Here is a 16,143-nt window from a genome sequence, read left to right as displayed (position 1 = left end):
CTTCAATTCGTGAATAATATTTACAGTAAAAAACAAAAATATATTGATTTTAGTCTAATTCAATCACGAATAAGGCAATTTTTATATTGCAAACTCCTGAGAGTTGTTTAACATTCGCGACATCTTTAAAAGTGTCATCTTGTTGTCACATACATGGATTATGGCTATGCCAGTAAATACTATTTTAGGACTTTTTGCTAAGTCACCGATTACACCGTTACAAGAACACATCACGAAAGTGCATGAGACTTGTGAATTGTTAGTGCCATTCTTTGCTGCAACAGCAGAACAAGATTGGGATAAAGCGGAAATCATTCGTCAGCAAATATCTCAGTGTGAGAAAGATGCAGATGTATTGAAACGTGAAATTCGTTTGAAGTTACCACGCGGTATCTTCATGCCTGTTGATCGTACCGATATGCTAGATCTACTTACTCAGCAAGATAAAATCGCCAATCGTGCGAAAGATATTGCTGGTCGTATGATCGGTCGCAACTTGCAACTTCCAGCTGAAATTGCTGAAGACTTCACAATTTATCTAAAACGTTGCATTGACGCGACGGCACAGGCTAAGAAAGCCATTAATGAGCTAGATGAGTTGATTGAAACTGGCTTTAAAGGCCGCGAAGTTGACCTTGTAGAAAACATGATTAACGAACTCGATAGTATCGAAGATGATACCGATGCAATGCAAATTGTACTGCGTCAAAAATTACGTTTAATCGAAAATAACTACAATCCAATTGATGTTATGTTCCTTTACAAAATCTTAGAGTGGGTGGGCGGATTAGCTGACCAAGCTGAAACTGTTGGCGCTCGTCTTGAGCTCATGCTAGCGCGTAATTAAGATCACTACAGGTATATAAATAATGGAAATCATTCAAGCATACGGCCCTTATCTATTGATGATGGCAGCAGTCTTCGGCCTTTACATGGCATGGGGCATTGGTGCAAATGACGTTGCAAACGCAATGGGCACATCTGTTGGAACTAAATCACTCACAGTAAAACAAGCAATTCTTATTGCGATGGTTTTTGAGTTTGCCGGGGCTTACTTAGCCGGTGGTGAAGTAACTGATACCGTACGTAAAGGTATTGTTGACCTTGCGGTCTTTAAAGAAACTAACCGTCCAGATGCTTTAGCATTTGGTATGATCTCAGCACTACTTGCTGCAGGTACTTGGTTAATGATCGCTTCAATCTTTGGCTGGCCGGTATCAACAACACATTCGATTGTTGGTGCTATTGTTGGTTTTGCCCTAGTTAGTGTTGGTCCTGAAGCAGTACAGTGGGGCAAAGCAGGTGGTATCGTAGGGAGCTGGGTTGTCACACCAATACTCTCCGGTGTCATCGCCTATGTCACCTTTATGAGTATTCAAAAACTCATTTTTGATACCAAAGATCCACTCGCTAATGCGAAACGTTATGTGCCTTTTTATATGGCATTAACAACGTTCGTGATCGCAATGGTAACCATTAAAAAAGGTCTGAAACACGTAGGTTTACACCTAACAACAACTGAAGGTCTTATTGCTTCAGCTGTGATCAGCTTACTTGTTGCAATCGCTGGTGCCCTGTATATCAGCAAACAGAAATACAGCCCAAGCAATGATAAAGACATGCACTTCTCAAACGTAGAGAAAGTGTTTGGTATCTTAATGATCATCACTGCTTGTGCAATGGCATTTGCGCATGGTTCAAATGACGTAGCGAACGCGATCGGTCCACTGGCAGCAGTTGTATCTATTGTTGAGCACGGTGGCGAAATTGCTGAAAAAGCTGAGATCACCTGGTGGATTTTACCACTGGGTGGTTTAGGTATTGTGATTGGTCTAGCGACTATGGGTCATAAAGTAATGTCTACCGTTGGTACCGGCATTACCGAGCTAACACCAAGCCGTGGCTTCGCAGCGCAATTAGCGACAGCAACAACCGTTGTTATTGCATCTGGCTCAGGTTTACCTATCTCAACAACGCAAACCCTTGTGGGTGGCGTGCTGGGTGTGGGTATGGCGCGTGGTATCGCGGCATTGAACCTAAATGTAGTAAGAACAATCGTAGTATCTTGGATTGTAACTTTACCTGCGGGTGCAATCTTATCAATTATCTTCTACAAGATCTTAGAAGCTATCTTTGTAGTGTAATTGGTTAGATTATTATTAAAAGGCCATCAATTTATTGATGGCCTTTTTTGTAAATCCATTAAATTTCTATTTTCTGACGGTAAATGGTATCTGAGGCTTGTCGAAATCCAATTTTATACTTACTATGCTTATCAGAATATTTCGTCTACAGGACATCTTGTGAAGATTAAACAACTCATTATAGCAACTTTGCTAACACTCGTTAGCTTATCGAGCTTTGCGAAAGAAACACGTTACATCAGTGACGACGTGTCTATTTTTATGCACTCAGGCCCGGGGACTCAATACCGTATCATCGGCACAATTAAAGCTGGCGAAGCGGTAACCTACTTACAAACTAATGCTGGCACGAACTATGTGCAAATCACCACAGATAAGAATAAAACAGCTTGGATTGACGGTGCTTCACTGTCACGCCAGGTTAGTTTAAAAATTCGTGCGCCTAAGCTACAAGCTGAACTGGCAAAAACGAAAGAAGCATTAGCAAAAATCAATAGTAAAAATTCAGCGGCAATGGCTGAATTAACGAATGCTAATCGTGATCAGCTTGCTGAAAAACAAGCAGGCATCGCTGCTCAAGCGAATAACATCGACTCTCTGACAGCCGAAAATACGGCATTGACTGAAGAAGCGGTACGTTTACGTGAAGAGAACGAGCAATTATCTACTCGCCTAGATACTAAAGAAGAAGACGAGCAACACCGTTTCATTATTCTTGGTGCGCTTATTCTTGCAGCGGGTTTAATTGCGGGATTAATTATTCCATCAATTAGTTTCCGTCGTAAGAAAAATAGCGGCTGGGATTAATCGCTTAAGTATATTCATGACTGAGTGATCTCGTCACTGAGCTACTTAACAATACAGTTAAGTCACATTAAGCGTAGATAAAAAAAGGATATTCACTTGTGAATATCCTTTTTTATTAGCAATAACTTATAACAACCATTTATAGCAGTAAACCCAAGGCTCATTACTTAAATATTTCATCTCGTTTAAACACCAATTCAATATCGGTTGATTCCGCTTCACAATAGTAATAACCATCAGTATCAAATGCTGTTAGCTGCTCAATATCTGTTAACTGATTTTCAATAATGTAACGCGCCATCAGACCACGGGCTTTTTTCGCATAAAAGCTAATGATCTTAAATTTACCGGCTTTGCAGTCTTTAAATACCGGTGTAATAACACGGCCTTTTAAGCGTTTCTTTTGTACTGCTTTAAAATATTCATTTGATGCTAAGTTAATTAATACTTTATCGCCTTGTGCTGCCAGTGTTTCGTTAACTTTATCAGTAACAATATCACCCCAGAACTGATACAAGTTAGTGCCACGGCCATTCGCTAGCTTCGTGCCCATTTCGAGGCGATATGCTTTAATCAAATCAAGTGGTCGTAATAAACCATATAATCCAGATAAAATACGGAAGTGTTGCTGGGCAAATATCATGTCATCAGCAGTAAACGTTTCTGCGTCTAAGCCAGTGTATACATCACCTTTAAACGCAAATACCGCTTGTTTGGCATTTTCAGGGGTGAATTCACTCGACCATTCAGTAAAGCGAGCCGCATTTAATCCAGCTAATTTATCACTTATTTTCATCAGTGAAGATAAATCAACAGGCGTTAATTGACGGCAAACATCAATCAACTCAGCCGAATCAACCGTTAAGTCAGCTTGGCTATATTCCTTAACAACAGGCGGCGTTTCAAAATCGAGTGTTTTAGCCGGTGATACCACTATTAACATAACTCTTCCTTACTTGTCTTAAACTGAAATGTTCGTAAACTAAAATGTGCTCATAAACGGTAACGATTACAAGGCTTCAATTGTGATGCCATCAAGCATACCATTACTGCTCGCTTGACCTTGATTTAACTTGATCATTAAACGTAAATCATTAGGTGAGTCAGCATAATGCAGGGCTTCGGTATAACTGATCATGCTGCTATCATAAAGCGCTAGTAACGCTTGATCATAAGTTTGCATCCCCAACTCGACTGACTTCGTCATTATTTCTTTAATTTTATGCAGCTCATTTTTACGGATCAATTCACTCACTAATGGGCTGTTCAATAATATTTCAAATACACCGCGACGACTGGTGCCCCCTTGTACGGGAATTAATTGCTGCGCAACAATCGCTTTCAGGTTAAGCGACAAATCATATAACAACTGCGCATGTTTCTCTTTTGGTACTAAGTGCAAAATACGATCGATAGCTTGGTTGGCATTGGTGGCATGTAACGTGGCCATACATAAATGCCCCGTTTCAGCAAACGCCAAGGCAAATTCCATGGTTTCTTGCGAACGGATCTCACCAATTAATATCACATCAGGTGCCTGACGTAATGAACTTTTAAGTGCATCTTCAAACGACTCGGTATCAATCCCCACTTCACGCTGAGTAACGATACAATTTTGATGTTCGTGGACAAACTCAATCGGATCTTCAATCGTTAAAATATGCCCCGATGAGTTTTGATTACGATAACCCACCATTGCAGCTTGCGTCGTCGACTTGCCCGAGCCTGTCGCACCAACAACGAGCACGAGGCCACGTTTTTCTAATGCAGTCTGCTTTAACACGGCAGGCAGGTACAAGTCATCCATCGCCGGAATGTCAGTTTCAATCCGGCGGATCACCATACCGGCTTTTTCTAATTGCCAAAATGCGCTAACACGGAAACGGCCAATATCGGGGAAAAACAGACCAAAATTAGACTCTTTAGTCTTGCAGAAAGAGGCGTATTCATCTTCAGACATCGCTTCTTTAACCAAGGCTAGCGACTGCTCTGATGTTAATTTATGCTCTGATATTGCTCGTAATGAGCCGTGTACTTTCACTGTTGGCGCAATACCCGCAGAAATATACATATCAGAGCCTTCGAGCTTTTTCATCGCACTGAAGAGTTGTGGTAGCATTCCCATGTTATTCATCCTTAAAAACTTTTATTCATATTTAAAAACTTTGTTGATCAACCGCTCTAATGCGCGCTTCTTCCGTCGAGACAATACCCATATTAACCAATTCACGTAATGATTGATCTAATGTTTGCATGCCGTGCATCATACCGGTTTGGATCACCGAATACATCTGCGCGACTTTATCTTCACGGATCAAGTTACGGATCGCAGGTGTACCAAGCATGATCTCATGGGCAGCGACACGGCCACCACCAGTACGTTTTAATAACGTCTGCGAAATTACCGCACGCAGTGACTCGGACAGCATAGATCGCACCATGTCTTTTTCTTGTCCTGGGAATACATCGACAATACGGTCAATGGTTTTCGCCGCAGAGGTTGTATGCAAGGTGCCAAATACCAAATGTCCGGTTTCAGCCGCTGTTAATGCTAAGCGGATAGTTTCTAAGTCTCGCATCTCCCCCACTAAGATAACATCCGGGTCTTCACGTAATGAAGAACGTAATGCGGCATTAAAACTTTTAGTATCGCGGAATACTTCACGCTGATTAACCAAGCTTTTTTTATTCTGATGTACAAATTCAATCGGATCTTCGATAGTCAAAATGTGCTTATGCTGATGCTCATTAATATGATCAACCATCGCTGCCAGTGTCGTCGACTTACCAGAGCCAGTCGGCCCGGTCACCAAGACTAAACCACGTGGTAGGTTAACCAAGTCATGCAGAATATCAGGTACACTTAACTCGGCCATGGTTTTTATTTCGCTGGGAATAGTACGAAACGTTGCTGCTGGACCACGGTGTTGGTTGAATGCATTCACACGGAAACGAGCGACGTTATTAATTTCAAAAGAAAAATCGACTTCCAAATGTTCTTCATAGTCTTTGCGTTGTTTATCATCCATAATGTCATAAATCAGCGCATGTACTTGTTTAGCATCAAAAGCAGGTAAGTTTATTTTACGTACATCACCATCTACGCGGATCATCGGTGGTACACCCGAAGAAAGGTGTAGATCTGATGCGTTATGCTTTACACTAAATGTAAGTAACTCTGTAACATCCATATTCTTTTTAACCTCATTTGCAAGTAACATCATGAATAGTATATCAACACGATTACAACAGGTTCTAGCTCAAATTGACAACGCGGCAAGCACATCTTGCAAAAAAAGGTCTGAAATTAACCTGCTTGCAGTAAGTAAAACCAAACCCGTCGAACAAGTGATGGCGGTTTACGCACTCGGGCAACGTAAATTTGGTGAAAACTACCTGCAAGAAGCGATAGAAAAGATCACTTACCTGCAGCAAGACGGTCGTTATGACGACATTGAATGGCATTTTATTGGTCCCATTCAATCAAATAAGACCCGCCCAATCGCCGAGCATTTTGATTGGGTGCAAAGTATCGACCGCTTAAAAGTAGCGCAGCGACTCAATGATCAACGTCCTACTGAAATGGCAAAATTGAATGTCTGTATTCAAGTCAACATCAGTGCTGAAGACAGTAAATCAGGTGCGAACTTAGAGCAAGCACGACAGCTCGCAGAGCAAGTGACCCTATTACCCAATTTGGTATTACGTGGGATCATGGCTATCCCAGAAAAAACAACTGATCTCGATAGGCTAAAATCACAATTTAACCAGCTTGAATCATTGTATTTATCACTTCAGCACCAATATAACCAAATAGATACGCTATCGATGGGCATGACCAACGATATGGAACTTGCTATTGCGCAAGGCAGCAACATGGTACGTGTAGGCACTGCCATTTTTGGTGCGCGCGGCTGATCACTCAGCGTCTATGGAATTAGACACTAATAATCACGTATAAGGAATTAAACAATCATGATCACGAATAAAAAAATCGCCTTTATCGGTGCAGGAAATATGGCGAGCAGCCTTATCGGCGGTATGATCACAGATGGTTATCCTGCTGAGTTAATTTATGCAGCAAGTCCGACACGTACACGCTTAGATGTACTCGAAGAAAAATTTGCGATTAATACCACGCAAGATAATCACTTTGCAGTCGCTGAAGCCGATATTATTATTCTGGCCGTCAAGCCACAATTAATGGCCGACGTTTGCTCTCACCTAGCAGAGCAGAGTAGCGATTATCGCGGTAAGTTATTTGTTTCCGTTGCTGCGGGTGTCACCGTTGAACGTTTACAGAGTTTACTCGCTGACAACCAACCTATCGTACGTACGATGCCGAATACACCAGCATTAGTACAAAAAGGCATGACTGGATTATTCCCATCACCAGAAGTGTCAGATGAAGATATCAAAACGATTGACCAAGTCATGATGGCCGTTGGTAAAACCTGTTGGGTTGATAATGAAGCGGATTTAAATACCATTATTGCCGCGACAGGTAGTTCACCAGCGTATTTCTTCCTGTTTATGGAAGCCATGCAAGAAAGCATTATCAACATGGGATTCTCGCAACAACAAGCGAGAGAATTAGTACAACAGGCAGCGGCAGGTTCGGCTGAATTAGTCATCCAGAATCCGCACATTGATTTAGCTACATTACGCCAAAATGTAACATCAAAAGGTGGCACGACAGCTGAAGCGATCCGCACTTTCGAAGAACAAGGCCTACGTGAAACAGTGAACGCTGCGATGCAGGCTGCGGTTTCTCGCGCAGAAGAAATGCAAAAACTATTTTAATAAATTGATTTAATGAACAGACACAACCGCATAATGCTGTTGCGTCTCTAATCTGACTGGAACTGCTTAATGCAAATAAGCAGTTCACCATTAACTTAAAGGGTAATTTATGAACGCGGCTAACTTTTTGGTCAGTATCTTATTTGAAACATACATCCTAATCATCCTGCTACGCGTATGGTTACAACTCGCTCGTGCTGATTTTTATAATCCAATGAGCCAGTTTATTGTTAAAGCAACACAGCCTGTTGTACGACCATTACGCCGTGTGATCCCAAGCTTGGGTGGCTTAGACTTAGCATCAGTGGTATTTGCCTACGCAGTCGCCTGTGCGATGATTTACACTTTATTCGGAGTACAAACAGGGGCTGTAGCACCAATCCAAGATGTACTGATTTTCGCTGCCATCAAATTGGTTAAACAATGCTTTAGCTTGGTATTCTACGTATTAATTTTACGTGCCATTTTAAGCTGGGTTAGCCAAGGTAACAGCCCAGTTGAAAGTGTATTATCACAATTAAGTGAGCCTATCTTATCGCCAATCCGTCGCATTATCCCTGCGATCGGTGGTCTTGACCTATCTATGCTAGTGGCAATTTTAGGTCTACAATTTTTACAAATCCTAATTGGTGACCTTACTGGTATTCCCTTCTAGTATCGCAATGCCATTTTAGTACTATTATTCCATTAGTAACGCTAAATTAATGCAGAGCCAGTCTCTGCATTAACCTTTTAAGGAGCTCACATGCCAGCATTATTCAAATCTTTATTACTCTCAATGACCTTACTTATCTCAGCAGCTGCCAATGCGGAACAAATGCAAAAACTCGGTGATTGGGATGTACATTACATTGCTTTCCCAAGCACGTTCTTAACTGCTGACGTTGCTTCTGAATATGATATCGACCGCAGCAAATACTTGGGTATTATTAATATTTCAGTACTCGATAGCGATTCATTAAAAGCGCAATCGGTTAAAATGACGGTTACTGCGCGTAATTTACTGGGTAATATTCGAGAACTAGACGTGCGTGAAATACGTGAACAAGATGCAATTTACTACATCGCAGAAGTACCGCACCGTAATGAAGAAACCTACCGTATCAAGGTTACCTTAAGCAGTGGCAATCAAACCCAAGAGCTAAAATTTCAACAAGGGTTTTATGTTGATTAAGCTTTATCCATGATCAGCAATCCTGTATAACCGGACTGCAAATAAGAATACGATGATTAAATGATAGCGCGATGCCAGCGTTCATTTAATCAATCGTTTTTTAACTCTCTTTAATAAATCACTATTTTTAATAGTTTTTAAATAATAAGGCGCACCATGTCTAAAGTTGTTCTCGCTACTGGTAATCCAGGCAAAGTTCGTGAAATGTCAGCACTACTTGCTGAGTTTGGTCTTGAAGTGCTTCCACAAAGTGATTTCAATATTGTTGAAGCTGATGAGACTGGCACCACCTTTATTGAAAATGCCATTATCAAAGCTAAACACGCGGCAACATTAACAGGATTACCTGCAATTGCTGACGATTCTGGTTTAGCGGTTGATGCCTTACAAGGTGTACCAGGTATCTACTCGGCACGTTATGCCGGTGTTGATGCTAGCGATCGTGATAATTTATTAAAGTTATTAGATGCACTTAAAGGTGTACCGACAGCCCAGCGTACAGCTCGATTCCATTGTGTATTGGTTTATATGACCCATGCCGAAGATCCTACGCCACTTGTTTGTCACGGTACTTGGGATGGTGTCATCACCGAGCAACCAAGTGGTGAAGACGGCTTTGGTTATGATCCAATTTTCTTTGTTGAGTCAGAAGGCTGCACATCAGCAGAACTGACTAAACAACGTAAGAGTGAATTAAGTCATCGTGGTCAAGCTCTGACTGCATTGCTCGCGGCAATGCACGAACAACAAACTCGATTAGCTGCACGATTAACAGCACTATAATGGTTACTCCGCTAATGACAGAGCCACTAACGACAGCAACTGATTCAGTATTATCGATGCGTTTACCGCCGCTGAGCTTGTACGTGCATATTCCTTGGTGTGTACAAAAGTGTCCGTACTGTGATTTCAATTCACATACCCAAAAAGGCAAGATCCCGGAAGCTGAATACATTGCCGATCTGCTTGCAGATCTACGCAGTGAATTACCACGGGTATTCCAACGATCATTACATTCGATCTTTATTGGTGGCGGCACGCCGAGTTTAATTAGCGCTGAAGGTATTGGTCAAATACTCGATGGGGTTGAAGCGATGATCCCATTTAGTGACAATATCGAAATCACCATGGAAGCCAATCCAGGCACTGTCGAAGCCGATCGTTTTCACGGTTATGTCACTGCAGGTGTTAATCGAATTTCCATTGGTGTGCAAAGTTTACAAGCTGAAAAACTCAATCTATTAGGGCGTATTCACGATCCTGATGAAGCGATCCGCGCAGCGAATATTGCCACTGAATCAGCACTCAATTCATTCAATTTAGATTTGATGCACGGTCTACCGCATCAAGATCTTAACGATGCGTTATATGACTTAAACAAAGCGGTTGAACTTGCGCCTCCGCATTTGTCTTGGTATCAACTAACCATTGAACAGAACACCCAATTTCACTCTAAGCCGCCGACCTTGCCGGATGAAGATATTCTCTGGGATATTTTTGAGCAAGGCCATGCATTGCTCAGTGAAGCCGGTTATGAACAATATGAGATATCGGGATATGCCAAAGTCGGTAAGCAATGTCAGCATAACTTAAACTATTGGCGTTTTGGTGACTATATCGGTATTGGCTGTGGCGCGCACGGTAAGCTAACAGAACCAGAAACCGGTCAGATAGTTCGCCGTAGCAAAGTAAAGCATCCTCGTGGTTATATGGACGCTGATAAATCATTTTTAGACAATGAACACGTTGTTGAGCAAGACGAACTGCCATTTGAGTTCTTTATGAATCGTTTTCGCTTAATTGAAGCGACACCGAAACAAGACTTTTGTGATTTTACCGGATTACCATTATCGACGGTAAGTGAACAAATTAAGACGGCGATCCAAAAAGGCTTATTAACTGAAACTGCAACACATTGGCAAGTAACCCAACTCGGTCATCGTTATCTCAATAGCTTGTTTGACCTATTTATCTAATTAGCGATACTCGATTAAAAGAAAAGGGGCGCAATAATCAATTATTGCGCCCCTTTTGCTATCTTAATGACTTAGATTCAATCCATAACAGCCACACTCAGCAGCCGTTAACGTTAAAATATAGAATGACCAAAACGTTCACTAAACAGCTCTAACGCTGCCGTTCCTACCAGTGAATTACCTGATTCATTCAGTTCTGGTGACCACACACAAACGGTTAATTCACCTGGAATAACGGCAACAATACCGCCACCCACACCACTTTTAGCTGGCATGCCAACGCGGAAAGCAAAATCACCTGATTCATCATACAAACCACATGTAGCCAGCAAGGCATTCAGACGTCGAGTACAACGCTCATTAACCAAACTTTTATTTCGATGGCAAGGTAAGCCTCTTTTAGCGAGGAAGGAGAATGCAGTCGCCAGTTCCACACAATTCATGTTGATCGCACAATAGCTAAAATAGCTCTGTAAAACGGTTTCAACATCGTTGTTAAAATTACCGTGAGACTTCATCAGATAAGCGATCGCCGCATTACGTGCCATGTGCTCAAATTCAGAATTAGCCACATCATGATCAATATAAATATCAGTAGAGTTTGCCAATTTACGTAATAGTTCCAACATGCGTTGCTTAGGTGCCGACAAACGGCTTTGCAACATATCAGCCACCACTAATGCACCCGCATTAATAAACGGGTTACGCGGTTTACCTTTTTCAAATTCTAACTGGATCAGCGAGTTAAATGCTTGACCAGAGGGTTCTCTTCCCACTCGAGTCCACAGTTCATCTTCCGAGAAACGCGTCAATGCAGCGGTTAGCGCAAAGACTTTCGAGATACTTTGAATCGAAAATCGCTCGTTCGCATCACCCGCGGTAAACACGTCACCATTGGCCATACACACAGCAATACCCAACTGGTTGGGATTTACGTTCGCTAACGCAGGAATATAATCGGCTACATGACCTTCACCAATTAACGGACGAACAACGTCGAGCAATTCTTCTAGAGATGCGTTAGAAAGCATAAATAACCTGTCTTAAATGAGGTGTTCGAAGTGCTATAGAAGCGGGAACAAAGTGGAAAAATAAGTTATCAGTGTGCAGAAGTAAGATAACAAATAACCGACTGCGTCAGTAATGGTACTGAACGAACAGTCGGTTTCAGGGATTAATGAAGTGGCTTATATGCCTTCTTCACCGTACCATAAATCGAATAACGGGCTAACAATAAGGTTTTGAACACCTTTTGCTTCTAACCAAGTCTTAACTTGCTCACGTTGCTCTTCAGTACATTTACCATGAGTTTCAGTACAGATCATACCGTCCCACTCTAAATTACCGTCAGCAGCAAAAGCCAGTTTATTTGGATCAATAACTTCAGCAATTAAGCCATCTAAGATAGCGTCAATTTGGTCTTCAGTTGTACCTTCAACAAAATCCCAAGACAGATCAAAACCTAACTCTTGAAATTCATCAACACGTAGTTTCTTACGTAGACGACGATTACGATTTGTAGCCATTATTACCTCGAATTTACTTAGTACGTTTATAAATAATATCCCAAACGCCGTGACCTAAACGGTGACCACGTTGTTCGAATTTAGTTAATGGACGCCAATCAGGACGTGGAACAAAGTTCCCTTCTGCAGCAGTGTTTGCATAACCTGGTGCAACAGCCATTACTTCAATCATATGCTCGGCATAGTTTTCCCAGTCTGTAGCCATATGGAAGATACCACCTAAGCTAAGTTTTTGGCGAATACTTTCTGCAAAACTAGCTTGTACGATACGACGTTTGTGATGACGCGTCTTGTGCCACGGGTCAGGGAAGAATAATTGCATGCCAGCTAAGCTACCATCAGCAATACAATCCGCTAATACTTCAACAGCATCATGGCAGAATACACGTAGGTTAGTTACACCACGTTCGCCAGCAGCCATTAGACATGCGCCAACACCTGGTGAATGTACTTCGATACCGATAAAGTTTTTCTCTGGAGAAGCGGCAGCCATTTCAACTAAAGATGCGCCCATACCAAAGCCGATTTCTAATGTTACTGGGTTATCGTTACCAAACACCTCAGCAAAATCTAACATGCCCATGTCATGATCTAGGCCCATCGTTGGCCAAAAATCTGTCATCGCGGCTTCCTGGCCTTTAGTTAAACGTCCTTCACGTAAAACAAAACTTCTCACTTTACGGATGCGTTTACCGTCTTCTGTTAATTCAGGTTCTGCTATTCTTTTATGCTCAGTTATTTTATGTTCAGTCATTTTTTATCCAGTCGCCGTTATGACAGGTTAATCGCCATAATCTATATAAATTTATCTGTTAATTCGGGCATTATCCAAAGATAGCTGAATTTGGCAAGTTTTGTGTGGCATAATTTCAGCCTAATTTGCTCATAATTGCTAAAAATACCCGATGACATCGCTATTAGAAAATAATAAAGACACATTTGCCCCGCGGGTACTTGCTTGGTTTAAAGACTTTGGCCGCAAAGATTTGCCTTGGCAGCAGTATAACTTACCTAACGAACTGCACCACGACCCTTACCCTACATGGTTAAGTGAAGTGATGTTACAACAAACCCAAGTCAGTACCGTGATCCCCTACTTCACCACATTCATGGAAAAATTCCCTACCGTGACTGATTTAGCAAATGCACACATCGATGAGGTTTTACATTTATGGACTGGTTTAGGTTATTACGCTCGTGGCCGTAACTTACATAAAGCCGCGCAATTAATTCGTGATGAATATCAGGGGATATTCCCAACCGAATTTGAACAAGTATTAGCACTGCCTGGTGTTGGCCGATCAACAGCCGGTGCGGTATTGTCATTATCATTAAATCAACCGCACGCAATTTTAGATGGTAACGTGAAACGCGTATTAACCCGCTGGGGCGCGATTGAAGGTTGGTATGGGGTAAAAGCTGTCGAAAATACCCTATGGGCGCTATCTGAAGAGCTGACGCCAGTACAACAGACCGCTAATTATAATCAGGTGATGATGGATCTCGGTGCAACGGTTTGTACCCGCAGCCGACCAGACTGTGATATTTGCCCCGTGAATGAGGATTGCAAAGCCCGTGCGATGGGCACGCCTACTGCATTCCCAACACCGAAACCGAAAAAGACCATTCCGGTACGCACAGTACAAATGCTGCTGTTAAAACAAGGTTCAAGCCTGTGTTTACAACAACGACCACCGACTGGCATCTGGGGCGGATTATGGTGTTTCCCTGAACGTGATGACAAATTATCACTCGAAGAGCAACTGGCGCAATTTGGTATCAGTGAATTTAGCACGCAAGAATTAGCCGAATTTAGACATACCTTCAGCCACTTCCATCTGGATATCAGTCCCTTGTTAGTGGAAATAAAAGCCACAACAAGTACGCAAATAATGGAATCGGAAGGGACTCTTTGGTATAACATAGAGCAACCGGCAACTGTGGGATTAGCAGCTGCAACTAAAAAATTATTAACATCTCAAGCATTGAGAGAGGCATAACATGGCTAGAATGGTTTTCTGCACACGCTTACAAAAAGAAGCGGAAGGTTTACGTTTTCAACTTTATCCAGGTGAAGTAGGCAAACGTATTTTTGATCATATTTCCCAAGAAGCATGGTCTGAATGGCAGCAAAAACAAACTATGCTGCTAAACGAAAAAAAATTAAACATGATGGATGAAAATGATCGCATATTTCTTGAACAAGAAATGGTTAAGTACCTGTTTGAAGGTCAAGACGTAATCATTGAAGGCTTTACCCCAAAAGCTTAATTCCTATTGCCTAGCGCGGGCTCCTAACGCTAGGCAAATTTCCAACCCAAAGAACCAATCACCCTATGGCTATATTCCGCATACTATTAATCGCTGTCAGTTGCAGTGTTTTAGCAGCTTGCTCGATGAGTGACTATCAGCACTCCGTCGAACTCGCCGCGCTCAATAACAACACGCAAGCCTTAGAACGCCTTTCTTATCAGCAACCGAATTATCGCGCCAAAACAGCAAAGTCCAACGAAAAAGACAATACTGCGCTGCACACTCTCAAAAATAACTATCGCAGCGAAGTAACCAACCTCTGGGGCGATAACAATACTGCATTCTCAAGCAATTACCGTTATATCAAATACACCAATGACTACCGTAGCCGTGCAATTATCGATTTCCAGCAAGGTAGCGTGCGTGTCGAGACGCTAGAACAACAAAATAGCCCGCAGTATCTCAAGCAAGCGATTGAATATACACTACTCGCCCCCCTGCAGCCTAAATACACCGATTTTTATAACAGCTACACATCTGAAATTAAAGGCACGCCTTTTCTATACCAGCAAGTGAAAGACAACGACGGCAAGGTAATGAAGTGGCATTGGCGCGCGTCACGTTATGCTAACTACTTAATTAAGCATAAAAGTAAACAAGTGACGATAAATGGCAATAATGTCACTAGCGTGTCTTTTGCGCTCACCAGCAATCATACTCAAATCCGTAAACAGCGCTATCAAGCCCTGATTAATCAAGCAGCTCGACGTTATAGCATCGATAAAAACACCATCACAGCGATGATCCAAGTCGACAGTTTATTTAATCCCTATGCACTCAACAGGAATGGTCGCATTGGTTTAATGCAAATATCTAGCTCGATTGGCGAAGATGTTTTCCATCAACAAAAGCAATATCCCTTTAAGCCACAACCAAACTGGTTGTTTAATAACGCCAACAATCTAGATATTGGCGTGAGTTATTTAACTTTATTAGACAAGCAGTACCTTAAAGAGATTAAAAACCCGAAATCTCGCTACTATGCCATGCTGGCAAGTTATATTGCCGGACCTCAGAATATGCTGCAAACTTTCTCAAAGAACAAAAAAGAGGCATTTCGTATCATAAATGACTTATCTTCTTATGAGGTGTACCAAAGTTTCACTAATGCTCAGTCTCGTCGCGATATAAAGAACTATGTGTCTGCGGTAAACAGTCACTTTCGTCAACTCAGTCATTAAACATCAACCTAGCCATTAAACGTCAACAAAACACACTTATTGCTGATTAATCAGACAGCACCTAGGCTTAATGGGTATTTTTTTGATTAAACAAGGCGAAACAGTTGACGGGTCGGCCTAAATTCTATTTAATGACGCTCCATTGCCCGAATAGCTCAGTTGGTAGAGCAGAGGATTGAAAATCCTCGTGTCCCTGGTTCAATTCCGGGTTCGGGCACC

At 41.9% G+C, this 16,143-nt stretch carries 18 protein-coding genes and 1 tRNA gene; 13 read left to right on the top strand and 6 right to left on the bottom strand.

Annotation, left to right across the window (positions count from 1 at the left end):
• Positions 1-166 precede the first annotated feature (166 nt).
• The 3 genes from JFU56_RS15695 (at position 167) to JFU56_RS15685 (ending at position 2,951) form a co-directional block, all read left to right on the top strand.
• Entirely contained in the window at positions 167-847 is a 681-nt protein-coding gene (locus tag JFU56_RS15695; RefSeq protein WP_198438221.1) for a TIGR00153 family protein, read from the top strand.
• Positions 848-869: 22 nt separating this feature from the next.
• On the top strand, positions 870-2,144 hold the full coding sequence (locus JFU56_RS15690) for an inorganic phosphate transporter (protein WP_198438220.1): 1,275 nt from the start codon (positions 870-872) through the stop codon (positions 2,142-2,144).
• A gap of 159 nt (positions 2,145-2,303) precedes the next feature.
• On the top strand, positions 2,304-2,951 hold the full coding sequence (locus tag JFU56_RS15685) for a TIGR04211 family SH3 domain-containing protein (RefSeq protein WP_198438219.1): 648 nt from the start codon (positions 2,304-2,306) through the stop codon (positions 2,949-2,951).
• A 163-nt stretch (positions 2,952-3,114) separates the two neighbouring features.
• Here the strand turns inward: JFU56_RS15685 and yaaA are convergent, their stop codons facing one another.
• From yaaA to JFU56_RS15670, 3 genes are all read right to left on the bottom strand, one after another.
• Complete coding sequence (gene yaaA / locus JFU56_RS15680) at positions 3,115-3,894, bottom strand: peroxide stress protein YaaA (protein ID WP_198438218.1); 780 nt, start codon at positions 3,892-3,894, stop codon at positions 3,115-3,117.
• A 66-nt stretch (positions 3,895-3,960) separates the two neighbouring features.
• Positions 3,961-5,076, bottom strand: a complete 1,116-nt coding sequence (locus JFU56_RS15675) for a PilT/PilU family type 4a pilus ATPase (RefSeq protein WP_305798250.1) — start codon at positions 5,074-5,076, stop codon at positions 3,961-3,963.
• A 31-nt stretch (positions 5,077-5,107) separates the two neighbouring features.
• Positions 5,108-6,142, bottom strand: a complete 1,035-nt coding sequence (locus JFU56_RS15670) for a type IV pilus twitching motility protein PilT (protein WP_198438216.1) — start codon at positions 6,140-6,142, stop codon at positions 5,108-5,110.
• A 31-nt stretch (positions 6,143-6,173) separates the two neighbouring features.
• On the opposite strand from JFU56_RS15670, the gene JFU56_RS15665 reads away from it, so the two are divergent.
• The 6 genes from JFU56_RS15665 to hemW all read left to right on the top strand — a co-directional run bounded on the left by JFU56_RS15665 (position 6,174) and on the right by hemW (position 10,904).
• The gene (locus JFU56_RS15665) at positions 6,174-6,869 is read left to right on the top strand and encodes a YggS family pyridoxal phosphate-dependent enzyme (protein ID WP_198438215.1); all 696 of its coding nucleotides are present in this window, start codon (positions 6,174-6,176) and stop codon (positions 6,867-6,869) included.
• 57 nt (positions 6,870-6,926) lie between these two features.
• Positions 6,927-7,754, top strand: coding sequence for a pyrroline-5-carboxylate reductase (gene proC / locus JFU56_RS15660; RefSeq protein WP_198438214.1), 828 nt, complete (start codon positions 6,927-6,929; stop codon positions 7,752-7,754).
• Positions 7,755-7,863: 109 nt separating this feature from the next.
• Positions 7,864-8,409: a YggT family protein gene (locus JFU56_RS15655; protein WP_198438213.1), complete on the top strand. Its 546-nt coding sequence runs from the start codon at positions 7,864-7,866 to the stop codon at positions 8,407-8,409.
• A 90-nt stretch (positions 8,410-8,499) separates the two neighbouring features.
• Positions 8,500-8,928, top strand: coding sequence for a DUF4426 domain-containing protein (locus JFU56_RS15650; RefSeq protein ID WP_198438212.1), 429 nt, complete (start codon positions 8,500-8,502; stop codon positions 8,926-8,928).
• A 156-nt stretch (positions 8,929-9,084) separates the two neighbouring features.
• Positions 9,085-9,711 (top strand): XTP/dITP diphosphatase, encoded by a 627-nt coding sequence (locus tag JFU56_RS15645; RefSeq protein WP_198438211.1) that lies wholly within the window; start codon positions 9,085-9,087, stop codon positions 9,709-9,711.
• Positions 9,712-9,767: 56 nt separating this feature from the next.
• Positions 9,768-10,904 carry a radical SAM family heme chaperone HemW gene (hemW, locus tag JFU56_RS15640; RefSeq protein WP_198438343.1) on the top strand — a complete coding sequence of 379 codons (1,137 nt, stop codon included), beginning with the start codon at positions 9,768-9,770 and terminating at the stop codon, positions 10,902-10,904.
• A gap of 113 nt (positions 10,905-11,017) precedes the next feature.
• Here the strand turns inward: hemW and glsB are convergent, their stop codons facing one another.
• The 3 genes from glsB to trmB all read right to left on the bottom strand — a co-directional run bounded on the left by glsB (position 11,018) and on the right by trmB (position 13,184).
• Positions 11,018-11,935, bottom strand: a complete 918-nt coding sequence (glsB, locus tag JFU56_RS15635; RefSeq protein WP_198438210.1) for a glutaminase B — start codon at positions 11,933-11,935, stop codon at positions 11,018-11,020.
• Positions 11,936-12,091: 156 nt separating this feature from the next.
• Positions 12,092-12,430 (bottom strand): 50S ribosome-binding protein YggL, encoded by a 339-nt coding sequence (locus JFU56_RS15630; protein ID WP_019442120.1) that lies wholly within the window; start codon positions 12,428-12,430, stop codon positions 12,092-12,094.
• A 13-nt stretch (positions 12,431-12,443) separates the two neighbouring features.
• Complete coding sequence (gene trmB, locus JFU56_RS15625) at positions 12,444-13,184, bottom strand: tRNA (guanosine(46)-N7)-methyltransferase TrmB (RefSeq protein WP_198438209.1); 741 nt, start codon at positions 13,182-13,184, stop codon at positions 12,444-12,446.
• 151 nt (positions 13,185-13,335) lie between these two features.
• Between trmB and mutY the strand changes: the two genes are divergently transcribed.
• From mutY to JFU56_RS15605, 4 genes are all read left to right on the top strand, one after another.
• Positions 13,336-14,430 carry an A/G-specific adenine glycosylase gene (gene mutY, locus JFU56_RS15620; RefSeq protein WP_198438208.1) on the top strand — a complete coding sequence of 365 codons (1,095 nt, stop codon included), beginning with the start codon at positions 13,336-13,338 and terminating at the stop codon, positions 14,428-14,430.
• Position 14,431: 1 nt separating this feature from the next.
• Complete coding sequence (locus JFU56_RS15615; RefSeq protein ID WP_017222783.1) at positions 14,432-14,701, top strand: oxidative damage protection protein; 270 nt, start codon at positions 14,432-14,434, stop codon at positions 14,699-14,701.
• 65 nt (positions 14,702-14,766) lie between these two features.
• Positions 14,767-15,924, top strand: coding sequence for a murein transglycosylase domain-containing protein (locus tag JFU56_RS15610; protein ID WP_198438207.1), 1,158 nt, complete (start codon positions 14,767-14,769; stop codon positions 15,922-15,924).
• A gap of 144 nt (positions 15,925-16,068) precedes the next feature.
• Positions 16,069-16,141: transfer RNA gene (locus JFU56_RS15605), tRNA-Phe, on the top strand.
• Positions 16,142-16,143: the final 2 nt, after the last annotated feature.

This window comes from Moritella sp. F3 (genome assembly GCF_015082335.1).
Taxonomy (GTDB): Bacteria; Pseudomonadota; Gammaproteobacteria; order Enterobacterales; family Moritellaceae; genus Moritella.
This window is presented reverse-complemented; position numbering and strand designations above follow the sequence as displayed.